Genomic DNA, 11,511 nt, shown 5'->3' with positions numbered 1-11,511 from the left:
CAGCGATACGGGCGGCTCGATACGGCAGCCGGCGGCCCTGTGCGGCTGCGTGGGCATGAAGCCCACCTACGGGCGCATCTCCCGTTTCGGACTCGTCGCGTTTGCGTCGTCGCTCGACCAGGTCGGCTCCCTGACCAAGGGCGTCCGCGACTGCGCCCTGGCCTTGCGCGTCATGTGCGGCCACGACCCCAAAGACAGCACCTCCGCGGATATTCCGGTCCCGGATTTCACGCGCGCGCTTACAGGCGATGTGCGCGGCCTCCGAATCGGTCTGCCCCGCGAGTTCTTCACGGACGCGCTCTCAGGCGAGGTGCGCGCGCATGTCGAGAAGGCGGTCGCGGCGTTGCGCGAACAGGGTGCTCAAATAAAGGACGTGTCGCTGCCCCATTCCGAGTATGCCGTCGCCACGTACTACATCATTTGCACGGCTGAGGCGAGCGCAAACCTGGCCCGGTTCGATGGCGTGCGCTATGGATTCCGGCATCCCGGGGCAACTTCCATGCGCGACATGTACGTCATGAGCAGGACCGCCGGTTTCGGACCCGAAGTGCAGCGGCGCATTTTGCTCGGCACCTACGTGCTCTCGAGCGGCTACTATGACGCTTACTACCTCAAAGCGCAGAAAGTGCGGACGCTGATCAAGCGCGATTTCGACCGCGCCTTCGAGCAGGTGGACATTATCGCGGGCCCCACGTCGCCGACGCCCGCTTTCCGCTTCGGCGAAAAAACGGCGGACCCGCTCACGATGTACCTGAGCGACATCTACACCATTTCCTGCAATCTCGCCGCGCTGCCCGGCCTGTCCATGCCCTGCGGGCTCACGGCCGCCGGACTGCCGGTGGGACTGCAGTTTTTCGCCAAGGCGTTCGACGAAGAAACGCTCTTGCGTGTGGCATATGCATTCGAGCAGACCGGCGCGCCGGCCATCGGCAAGCCGCCCCTGGGCTGAGGTTAGGGCCATGGATTACGAAGCGGTCATCGGCATGGAGGTACACGTCGAGATAAACACCAATTCCAAGGTGTTTTGCACGTGCAGCACCCGCTTCGATGCGCCCCCAAACACCAACGTGTGCCCCATCTGCCTGGGCATGCCCGGCGTACTCCCCACGCTTAACCGGGAGATGGTAAACAAGACCGTCGCCGTTGGCCTGGCCTTGAACTGTCGCGTCTCGCGCTGGTCCAAGATGGACCGCAAGAACTACTTCTATCCCGACCTCGCGAAAAACTACCAGATCAGCCAGTTCGACCTCCCTTTGTGCCAGAACGGTTATCTCGATATTGAACTGGACGGGCAAGCGCGCCGCATCGGCGTCACACGCGCGCACATGGAAGAGGACACGGCCCGCAACACGCACACCATCGGCGGGGGCCAGAGCGGCGTGGACTTCAACCGCTCCGGCGTGCCGCTGCTTGAAATCGTTTCCGAGCCGGACTTGCGCAGCGCGGACGAGGTCTACGCCTATCTGACTACCTTGAAGCAACTGCTCGAGTACCTGGGCGTCAGCGACTGCAACATGGAAGAAGGCTCGCTGCGCGCCGAGGCAAATATCAGCGTGCGGCCCAGGGGTGCGGTGTCCTTTGGCGTCAAGACCGAGGTCAAGAATGTCGCGTCGTTGCACGGCGTAGCCAAGGCAGTCGACTTTGAGATTGCCCGGCAGATTCGCGTGCTGGAAGATGGCGGGCGCGTCGTCCAGGAAACGCGCGGCTGGGATGCCGACCGGGGCGTTACCTTTTCGCAACGGCAGAAGGAGTCGGCGCACGACTACCGCTACTTCCCGGAGCCGGACCTTGTTCCGATCGTCGTCGACAAGGCCTGGGAGGAACGTATCCGCGCGAGCCTTCCGGAACTGCCCGTGGCCCGCAAGAAGCGCTTCACGGAGTCGTTTTCGCTCTCCCCTTACGATGCAGGCGTTCTGACCGCGACACGGGCCATGGCCGACTACTTCGAGGCAGTCGTCCGCTGCGGCGCGCCGGGGAAAAAGGCCGCGAACTGGGTCATGGGCGATTTGCAGGCACTGCTGACACGCACGGAAATGGATATCCAGGCGTGCCGCATCCAGCCGCAAGCCCTCGCTGACATGATCGCGCTCGTGGAAAAAGGCACGATCAGCGGTAAGATGGCCAAGGACGTGCTCGAGGAGATGTTTGGCACCGGCAAGGCGGCCAGCGAGATTGTGGCGGAACAGGGCCTGCAACAGATTTCCGACACGGATGCGATCATGGCCATCATCCGGGACGTCATTGAGAAGAACCCGGGGCAGGCGGAACAATTCAGAAGCGGTAAAGAGAAGGTGTTCGGCTTTTTCGTGGGTCAGGTGATGCGGGCGACGCAGGGCAAAGCGAACCCGCAACTCGTAAACGACCTCTTGCGTTCGGAATTAGGCAAATCCTGAGGAACGAGGACAAAAGCATTGCTGAAAAAGAAGCGCGCAGGCACGGAACCGCCCGTCGTCGCGAATGCCTTGCGGATCGCGACGCTGGCGGCTGAAAAGAAGGCCAAGGATATCCGGGCTTTCAATCTTGAAGGACTGACGCTCATCACGGATTGCTTCGTGCTTTGCACGGCTACCAGCGAGCCGCAGATGAAGGCCGTCTGCAACTCCATTCTGGAGGGCATGAAAAAGATCGGCGTGTCCCCCTTGCATATCGAAGGAAATCATCGCAGCGACTGGCTGCTGCTGGACTATGGGGACATCATAGTGCATGTATTCCGGGAGGAGGCGCGGGAGTTTTATGACCTGGAAGGACTCTGGGGCGATGCGCCGGAGATTGCACTGCGCCTGACGTGATTGGGAGCAACGCCGATGCCTGAAGACATCTATACACCGGACCGGCCGAAACTCTATCATTACAAGCTGGACCGCATTCTGGGGCAGGGCGGCACAGGCCGCGTTTATAGGGGCATTGACACACAAAAGGGCGAGGTGGTCGCGGTCAAGCTGTTCCATGAGAACTTTTTCCGCAACCGGCTGCACCTGCGCGACCTGGTCCGCGGCGTCAAGAAGTTCAAGACGTTTTCGCAGGAGAACGTCGTGCGGATTTTCGATTTCATTGACGGGCCGGAAGGCCGCTGCATGATTATGGAATATGTGGACGGCCCAAACCTGAAATGGTACCTGGCCAATCGCCCCTTCAACCTTCAAGAGCGGCTGATAGTCGTCGCCCAGATGTGCAACGGGCTCCAGTATCTGCACGACAACGGATGCATCCACCACGATTTCAAGCCGGCAAACGTCCTGTTCAGCCGCAAAGGCGTGGCGAAGGTCGCGGATTACTCCCTGTATGGCACAAGCATCCTGCTCGAGTTTCTGGACCGGGGCATCGCCGAGCAGGTCACCCCGATGTTCGTCGCGCCGGAATTCCTGCGCAAGGAGCGGATCTCCCCGCAAAGCGATCAATACGCGCTTGGCATCACGATGTATATGATGTTCACCGAAAAACTTCCCTACCCGGTGGACAACCTCCAGCAACTCTATCAGTGCCATCTCCGTATTGCGCCCCTGCATCCCCACGAGGCGAACCCGCGCTGCCCCCAAGAACTGGGCAACATCATTATGAGACTCCTGGACAAGCAGCAGAAGAACCGCTTCCGCGACTGCGACGAAGTCCGCATCGCCATTTCGATGATTGGCCGCAGCCGCATCTGACTGCCACAAACAACAAGCCCGCACGGCACTACGCCGTGCGAGCCTGTAAAACGCTCGATAGTACGCCGCGCTTGCGCTCAGATTTCGACCGTCGTATCCACGCCGGTGTCCGTGATCGTGTCCGTGCCCCCTTCCCCAGAAGGCCCGGTCGATTTCCAGGGAGCCTGACGCGGCACGAGAAGCAACCGGTCAATGATCTGTGTGGTGGATTCGAGCTTGACGATGTAGTTGGACGCCTGCGCCACGCCGCGGATGCGGGTAACCGGCCTGCAATGCCATTCGCGTTTCATGCTGCGCTCCTTGTGCGGTCTACGAGGTCTTCTGAAAGACGAATTCAATGGCCTGGTCCGTGAGGTTGACCTTGAAAGTCATCTTGGCTTCAAAATTCGGGTTCGCCTGCGCCACATCCGGCTTACAGGAGACCGGCTTGATGTGCTTCATCCGCAGCTACTCCTCTCCTTCCTGAATACCTGTCAGAACCGCCCGACAGACTACACAAAATCTCCAGTCCAGCCTCGCGGCTCCGCGCTTGTCATATCACGTATCGGCCCGTTTGTCAACTATTATATACCCACCGGCCCGGTCAAGTCCAGGGTAAATCCAGTATCTTGTTGCACTTAAGATACCTCTTCCCCACGACTGCGTTACAGGCCATCCAGCGATTCCACGAGATTTTCCCACTCTTCGTACATCGCCCGGAGGTCCGCGTGCAGCCCGTCGTATTCTTCCTTCAACGACTGCACCTTCACATAATCCGCTGGGTCGGCCGCCGCGAATTTCTCGTCGTAGCCGCCCACCATCTCCTCCAAGGACTCGATCTCCGCCTCGAGCTGTTCGAGCCGCCGCCGTTGTCTTCGGGTTTCGCGCTCCCGCTCCTTATCGGATGCGCGGACCCTCCGTGACTGTTCCCGGATTCGCAGCACTTCCTCCGTGCGCGCGGGCTGGCTTGCGGCGGCCTGTTCTGCCTGCTCCTTCTCACGAAACGCGCTGTAATTGCCCAGATGCACCTGGGCGCATCCGCCTTCAATGACGATGAGCTTGTCGACGAGCCTGTCAATGAGGACGCGGTCGTGCGAAATGAGCATGATCGCGCCGTCGAACTCGGCCAAGGCTGCTTCAAGCACCTCGCGCGAGGCGATGTCCAGGTGGTTCGTCGGCTCGTCCAGCAACAGCAGGTTGACGTCGCTGAGCATGAGCCGCGCCAAGGCAACTCGGGCGCGCTCACCCCCGCTCAGCACTGAGACCGGCTTGAAAACGTCGTCCCCCACAAACAGAAGCTTGCCCAGAAACGATCGCGCACGGGTCGGAGTCAGGTCCGGACGCACTCCCAGTACTTCGCTCAACACATCGCCCTCCGGGTTGAGCACTTCGTGATGCTGGTCAAAGAAACCGGCCGAAACCTTGTGTCCGAGTCTCACCGTGCCTGAGCCGTTTTCGATTTGTCCGGCCACGTGCCGAAGCAACGTGGTCTTACCCGACCCGTTTGGCCCGATGATGCCTACCCGCTCGCCGCGACAGACTTCAAAAGACAGGTCTTCATAGAGCCTCAAGGGGCCGTAGGCCATGGTGAGATGCTCCGCGGCAAGAACCACGGCCCCGCTGCGAACAACCTCTCCCAAGCTGAAATCGGCGGCCTGCGCCTCCGGCGGCGGCGCTTCCATCACTTCCATCTTCTCGATACGGCGGACACGACTCTGCACTTGGCGCGCCTTTGACGCCTTGTAGCGGAACCGCTCGACCCACGCTTGTTCCTTGCGCAAGAGTTCCTGCTGGCGCTCATAGGCTTTCTGGTGCTGCTCTCGAATCAACGCCTTTTCGCGCAAGTACGCGGAGTAATTGCCCGCGAAACTGCGCGAGGCGCCCCGGTCTATCTCGACGATGCGCTGGACCACGGAGTTCAACAGGCGCCGGTCGTGGGAAATGACAACTACGCTCTTCCCGCACGACTGGAGGTATTCCTCCAGCCATTCGCGGGCGCGCAGGTCCAGATGGTTTTCCGGTTCATCCAGCAGCAGCAGATCCGCGTCCTGCAACAGTACTAACGCCAACATGAGGCGCGTGCGCTGACCGCCGCTGAGGGCGTGGAACGGCAGGTCGAAGTCCTCCGTCGAAAAGCCCAGCCCGTGCAGCACACGTTTCGCCTTGCCCCGGAATTCGTAGCCGCCGCGCCGGACGAACGCCTCTTGTACTACACTGTAGCGCGCCAAGGCTTCGCTGCCGCCGCCAGCCAGCGCCTCCTCCAGGGCGGTCAATTCCGATTCCAGGTCAATCAATTCCTGAAAGGTGTGGAGCACCGTTTCGAACACCGTCGTGTTCGGCGCAACATGGTGCATCTGGGCTAGGCACGCGGCACGCGCGCGGCGCATACGTTCAATGGCGCCGCCGTCCGGCTCGAGTTCGCCCGTAATGAGCCGGAACACCGTCGTCTTGCCGGTGCCGTTGCGACCGATAAGGCCGATGCGCTCGCCTTCCTCGACGCGCAGCGAGAAACCATCGAGAATGAAACTGCCCCCGAAGGTCTTGCGTATGTTTTCCAGCCGTACGACGCTCATAGGCAACAGTTCAACGTTCAGAACCCGGCGCACGGGAAGGGGCCGGCTGCACTAGGCGCGCGCGGCGCTCAAGGTCCCATAATTTGGCGTATTTCGCAAATACCGAGCACGCCGCGAGGCCGCAGAGCACCGCGCCGTGCACGCCGTCGAGGAAACCGCGCCGCACCACGTACATCTTGAGGAAACGCAGGACGGGCCGCAGGGTCAGGTCCCGAAGATGCGCCCGTTTCCCCGCGTCGAATGCGTCCTGCGCCCCCCATGTGGTAAAGCGCTGCATGGTGGCGAAATATTCCTCAAACGTGCGGTACGTGTCATGATACATGACTTCCCGGATGCGCCCCATGGACCCTTTCACGACCACCTTCGAGTGCACGCGCTTGTCGAGATAATGTCCTTTGCACGTGCGGAAGAGGCGCACGTTGTAATCGCGGTGCCAGCCGCAGTGCCGGATCAGTTTCCCGAAAAAATACGAGTGGCGGAGGATTTCGTAGCCGTCTTCGCTGTCGGGGTCTTGAATGACCTCCTGGATTCGCCGCGCGAGTTCCGGCGAGACCCATTCATCGGCATCGAGCACCAGTGTCCATTCCGTCTTGATTTGCGGAAGCGCCCAATTCCGCTGGTTAGCCGCGTTCAGATACTCGTGCACGACGACATGCTCGGTGTACTCGCGCGCCACGTCGATCGAGCCATCGCTGCTTTTCGGGTCCACAACACAGAAGATGTCGGTCGCCCACAGCACGCTTTCCAGGCAACGCGCAAGCCGGCCGCCGGCATTTGGCACCAGCGTCAACACAGTTATCGTGCTCACAGGGTATCCCTGGCGTGTAGTGAAAGTGAGGATCGGGCGGCATTGTAATCCAAGGCGGCGGTTCGGGCCAACCTCGCAGGTCCATCACTCAATAGGGCAGCGGCGGCACAAGGCTGATAATCCGGCTGCCGTGCGGCGGCGTGAAGGGTTCTTCCGGCGTGAATACATGGACTCGCCCGTTTTCCAGGACTGCGAATAAGGGCACTGCGGTATCGCCGTACTGCGCCCGGAAAGCGGAATACGGAAACTCCTTGGTCAGCTTGGTCGTCTTGATAATCGCGCCTGCGTTCACGCGCCGCATGAGCACTTCAAAAGTGCAGTCCTTGTCGAAAAGGACTCTGCCGCGCAAATGCCGGGGCAGGCTTTCCTCGCGCGACTTCACTCCCGAAGGCCCCGCAGAAAGCTGATAGACGCCTTTTCTTCCGAACACGTCGGCAAAAACCAGCGCCGCAAAGGCGTTGACCTTGTTGTTCGCCGTCACGGCAATCATCTGCCCCAGTTCCGCGATGTCCACGTCTTCCAGCACGTATTCCGAGTTGGCATCGCCCAGTTGCGCCTTGAGGCCGTCCATGCGCGCCGCCGTAACGTTCGACCAGTTGCTGTCCACGAGCAAGGTCCGCACCTTTTCCCGGTCCAGCGCGGCGGCCATCTGCCGTGCAAGCGGGTGTGCGCCTACAAGCAGGACTCCCTGCGGGTCCGGCTGCGACACGTGCAGCAACCGCGCCAGCGGCCCCGCGGTTAGTCCGTAAAGCAGCACCGTTGACGCCACAACCAGGAACGTGACGGACACGATCTGTTCCGCGTCCGGGAAATTCGCTTCCTCCAACCGCAGGGCGAACACGGACGCAATCGCGGCGGCCACAATGCCGCGCGGCGCCATCCACGCGAGAAAACCGCGCTCGGCCCAACTCAGGCGCGAACCCCAGGCGCAAACTGCCACGGATACGGGCCGCGCCACCAGGATCAGCACGGCCAGAAACATCCAGGCGCCCGCGCCGATATGCGCCAGGTACGCGGATTCCAGCCGTGCCGCGAGAATGATGAACAGGGTCGACAGCAGCACAACCCGAAGGTTTTCCTTGAACTCGATAACGTGCCGTACCTCGACGCGCTGCTGGTTCGCCAGCACAATGCCCATGACGGTGACCGTCAGCAGTCCCGCCTCGTGCTGGATCCGGTTTGATACAACGAATGCCCCAACCACAAGCGCCAGCGTCGCGGGCGTCTGCAAGTGTTCCGGTATCCAGTACCGCTCCAGAAAAACGGTGAGCAGTACCGCAGCCACGCCGCCGATAACCGCGCCAATGGCCAAGGTCTTGACAACGCCCAGCGCGACAATGCCCGGGGCCGCTTCGAGCCGGCCCGCAACCACGGCCTCAAACACCAAGACCGCGAGCGCCGCGCCAATCGGGTCTATCAGAATCCCTTCCCATTTCAGAACAGACCCGGCCGGGCCGCGCGGGCGTATGTGGCGCAGCAGCGGACCTATGACGGTCGGGCCGGTGACCACAAGGATACTTCCCAGCAGAATGGCCTGCGGCAAGGCCATATCGAGCAAGACCGCCGCCGCCGCCGCGAGCAGCACCCATGTGATTAGTGCGCCCAGCGTCACCAGCAGCCACGTTACCCGGCCCATCACCTCCAATTCGGACCGGCGCAGACTCAGTCCGCCTTCGAACAGGATGAGCGCCACGGAAACCGACACCAGCGGCATCAGCAACGGGCCGAAGAGCGCATCGGGGTTGACGAAGTGGAAGAGCGGCCCGAGCAACGCGCCGAAAACAAGCAAGAACAGGATGGACGGCAGGCGCAGACGCCAACCGAGCCACTCCGCAAAAATGCCCAACGCGATAACGCTGCCCAGTTGAAGAAGCGCGTGTTCCATAGTGCACTATCACCATAGCGTTTATGCAAGTCGGCGGGCGCATCCGCCCGGCCTCTGGGACGCAAGCATACCAGGAAGGGGACCCGGCTTCCAGAACGGCCCTGGCCGCGTCTCCCATCCCCTTTTTACGGGCCATCGAGCGCGCGCTCGAGATTCATTTCGTACTCGATCAGTTCGTCCGCGGCACGCAGATGAAAGGCATCGAACGGCAGGACCGGCTCGCGCACGCGGGGGGTCGCGTACACCCCCTGGCGATGCAGGAGGCGCTTGAAGAAATGGATCGAAATGTCCAGGTGCTGGTTCGAAAACGCCAGCACGGGCAGCAGACGGTTGAACCGTTCGCGCGCCGCTTCGCGTTGCCCCGATACGTACAGCTCATAGATCCGCGTGTACAGTCGATGCATCCCCGTCGGCAGGAACGCGTGCACGCCCCGGTCAAGCGCCTCAATCATCTGCGTGACCGCCCAACCGCCGGAGACGTGCAGGCGCCCGCCCGTAGCGTCGAGCACCGCGCTGTATTTGGGCCCTGCGGGCGCCACTTCAATCTTGAGGCTGCGAAAAGCCTCAATCTCATCAAACAACCGCGCGATGAGCCGCACCGGCGCGCCCGGACCGGAGGCGTCCCAGTCCTGAATCATGAGCAGAGGCGGGTCAATGGCGGCGATGTCGCGCACCTCGCGCTCGTACTGCGCGTCGTCCCGGTACGCAATGCTGACGAGCACCCCCGCGCAGCCCATTTCAATGAGCTTCTCTCCGTTGCGCCGGCGCGCCTCGCAGGTCCGCGCCGAGGCGCCGCCCACAACCGGCACACGCCCCGCCGCAGCGCTAAGGACCGTCCCCACCACGAGTTCGCGCTCCAGTTCCGAGAGCTTGTCCACTTCCGACGCCATTGCCGGAACCAGAAACCCGGCCACGCCCGCTTCGATGGCATTTCTGACGTTGCGCCGCAATCCTTCCTTGTCAATCCGGTCGTCATTCGTGAACGGCGTGTTCAACACGGTAATGATGCCGCGCCAATCCAGCAACGTCTTCACAGAGCCCCTCCCGCTCCATCCTTCACGCGGGCCAAGGCCCCGTGTACCCCGTGTCCGCCAGCCGCATCCGGTGCAGTTGCGCGAACATGCGGAATTGCCGCGCAAGATCGCCGCAAAAAAGGAGGTTGTGATGCCCCTTCACCATGCCCGCATCCGTGCGGTCCGTCAGTTCGATTTCGACGTTGGTCGTGCACCCGCCCGCGGGCGGCATCTGGTGCGAAACCACGACCTTGCCCGCGTATACGTCGAGCGCCGGTTCCTCGCCCGGATAGTACCGCACCATGGTGACCGGGTCTTCGGGGTTCCAGAAAGCCTGAATCGCGCAACTGCCCTCGTTCGTGTGCGCGAACCGGCGCAAGAGGAATGGCAGGTCACCACCGTCCGGTCCATACAGCTTCGTCGTACACGTGCAATGCGACGCGTAGTAATGATTGCGCTCGGTCTCATAACACGGGTTGTGCTGAAAGCCTGGCCGCCCCGTGAGCAACTGGCCCAGCATCTGCGTATACAGGGCGGGCAGGTCGTTTTCGCACGCGGCGGGAACCAGCGCGCCGTTCAGCGTCGCGAAACTGATACAGGGTTTGAGCATGCCCCGCCGCAGGCAGTTCATGGTCACGCCGTCGGCGTTCGCCTCGGCAAGCAGATTCTTGATGGCGAAGTGCGCGCGCGCCGCGTTCTCGAACGCCTCTTCCGTCACGCCACGGATTTCCATCGCCTTTTCGCGCAACCCGGCAATGAACGCCCGCGCTTCGGCATCCATTTCGACCTTGCCGAAAGCGTCCGCGTACCGGTCAAGTGGAACCTGCATCACGCTGACGCCCAGAAACGGTTCCACCGGCATCTGGACCGGTTCGTCCGCGATGCTGAGCACGAGGCATTGCCGCAGTAATTTCCGCGCGTTGATCATGCGCATCCCCGCGCGGATGGCGTCCAGATTATCCAGCGACTGAATCAGATACAGGCCGGATCGGCGGTACTGCGTGACCGCACCGTGCTTGACCCCAAGCCCGATGTAGAACACCGACGGGATACGGAGTTCCTCGGCAACGCTCAGCACCACGTCCGCCTGTTTCAGGCTGCCGTTGTAGAACATGACCAGCAGCAGCCCGTCCGGCCGGTTCGCGCGGAGGTCTTCAGCGAATTCACGCGCCTGCTGCTCCGTACCGAGCGGGTCCGGTTCCACGGCGATCCGCATGCCCAGTTCCGTTTCCAGCCCGCCCAGGAACGCCGCGTATTCCCGCTGCCGCGCCTCAGCGTCGAACTCGTTGCCCGGCCAGCTCCACCAGCCGTCCGGGTCATCCGCGAATGTGTCTGAAGGCGGATACAGAAACGCAACCCGGACATAGGCCCCTTCTTTCTCCGGCGGGGACACGGCAGCGGCCGCCTGCCCCCAGCCATGGCGCGCTCCCAGCGTCACAAAGCCCGCCGAGGCCCCAACCGCGGCCAGAAAACGCCGCCGCGTATAAACAGACAAAGGGCCGGCGCAGTTTCCGTCTTTATGGTGTGCTTTCTTCATATCGTGTTCCCACAGTTCCTGCAAAGGCTCCATAAGAGTGCGCTTTATGCTATCACACGGGTCCCGAAC

General features: G+C 61.9%; 10 protein-coding genes. 4 read left to right on the top strand and 6 right to left on the bottom strand.

Features of this window, described 5'->3' with window-relative positions:
* From KA184_21005 to KA184_20990, 4 genes are all read left to right on the top strand, one after another.
* Window positions 1–949 (top strand): aspartyl/glutamyl-tRNA amidotransferase subunit A (locus KA184_21005; protein ID MBP8132068.1); only part of this gene is annotated, 949 nt, incomplete at its 5' end.
* A gap of 10 nt (window positions 950–959) precedes the next feature.
* Complete coding sequence (gene gatB, locus KA184_21000; protein ID MBP8132067.1) at window positions 960–2,393, top strand: Asp-tRNA(Asn)/Glu-tRNA(Gln) amidotransferase subunit GatB; 1,434 nt, start codon at window positions 960–962, stop codon at window positions 2,391–2,393.
* Between the two features lie 21 nt (window positions 2,394–2,414).
* Window positions 2,415–2,789, top strand: coding sequence for a ribosome silencing factor (gene rsfS / locus KA184_20995; protein MBP8132066.1), 375 nt, complete (start codon window positions 2,415–2,417; stop codon window positions 2,787–2,789).
* A 15-nt stretch (window positions 2,790–2,804) separates the two neighbouring features.
* Window positions 2,805–3,647, top strand: a complete 843-nt coding sequence (locus KA184_20990) for a serine/threonine protein kinase (protein ID MBP8132065.1) — start codon at window positions 2,805–2,807, stop codon at window positions 3,645–3,647.
* Window positions 3,648–3,724: 77 nt separating this feature from the next.
* On the opposite strand, the gene KA184_20985 is transcribed toward KA184_20990, so the two are convergent.
* The 6 genes from KA184_20985 to KA184_20960 all read right to left on the bottom strand — a co-directional run bounded on the left by KA184_20985 (window position 3,725) and on the right by KA184_20960 (window position 11,442).
* A complete protein-coding gene (locus tag KA184_20985) occupies window positions 3,725–3,937 on the bottom strand; it encodes a hypothetical protein (GenBank protein MBP8132064.1) in 213 nt (70 codons plus the stop codon).
* 354 nt (window positions 3,938–4,291) lie between these two features.
* Window positions 4,292–6,199, bottom strand: a complete 1,908-nt coding sequence (locus tag KA184_20980) for an ABC-F family ATP-binding cassette domain-containing protein (protein MBP8132063.1) — start codon at window positions 6,197–6,199, stop codon at window positions 4,292–4,294.
* 10 nt (window positions 6,200–6,209) lie between these two features.
* The gene (locus KA184_20975; protein ID MBP8132062.1) at window positions 6,210–7,007 is read right to left on the bottom strand and encodes a glycosyltransferase family 2 protein; all 798 of its coding nucleotides are present in this window, start codon (window positions 7,005–7,007) and stop codon (window positions 6,210–6,212) included.
* An 88-nt stretch (window positions 7,008–7,095) separates the two neighbouring features.
* On the bottom strand, window positions 7,096–8,892 hold the full coding sequence (locus KA184_20970; protein ID MBP8132061.1) for a sodium:proton antiporter: 1,797 nt from the start codon (window positions 8,890–8,892) through the stop codon (window positions 7,096–7,098).
* 125 nt (window positions 8,893–9,017) lie between these two features.
* On the bottom strand, window positions 9,018–9,914 hold the full coding sequence (locus tag KA184_20965) for a dihydrodipicolinate synthase family protein (protein ID MBP8132060.1): 897 nt from the start codon (window positions 9,912–9,914) through the stop codon (window positions 9,018–9,020).
* 34 nt (window positions 9,915–9,948) lie between these two features.
* Complete coding sequence (locus KA184_20960) at window positions 9,949–11,442, bottom strand: hypothetical protein (GenBank protein ID MBP8132059.1); 1,494 nt, start codon at window positions 11,440–11,442, stop codon at window positions 9,949–9,951.
* Between the last annotated feature and the right edge of the window lie 69 nt (window positions 11,443–11,511).

This window comes from Candidatus Hydrogenedentota bacterium (genome assembly GCA_018005585.1).
Taxonomy (GTDB): Bacteria; Hydrogenedentota; Hydrogenedentia; order Hydrogenedentales; family JAGMZX01; genus JAGMZX01.
Note: the sequence above shows the minus strand (reverse complement) of the source record. Positions and strands in the feature narration are given on the sequence as shown.

Bases quoted from the DNA above. Each gene is read 5' to 3' on its own strand.
- KA184_20985 (MBP8132064.1), bottom strand. From the start codon at position 3,937: ATGAAACGCGAATGGCATTGCAGGCCGGTTACCCGCATCCGCGGCGTG.
- KA184_20960 (MBP8132059.1), bottom strand. From the start codon at position 11,442: ATGAAGAAAGCACACCATAAAGACGGAAACTGCGCCGGCCCTTTGTCT.
- KA184_20970 (MBP8132061.1), bottom strand. From the start codon at position 8,892: ATGGAACACGCGCTTCTTCAACTGGGCAGCGTTATCGCGTTGGGCATT.
- KA184_20990 (MBP8132065.1), top strand. From the start codon at position 2,805: ATGCCTGAAGACATCTATACACCGGACCGGCCGAAACTCTATCATTAC.
- gatB (MBP8132067.1), top strand. From the start codon at position 960: ATGGATTACGAAGCGGTCATCGGCATGGAGGTACACGTCGAGATAAAC.
- KA184_20980 (MBP8132063.1), bottom strand. From the start codon at position 6,199: ATGAGCGTCGTACGGCTGGAAAACATACGCAAGACCTTCGGGGGCAGT.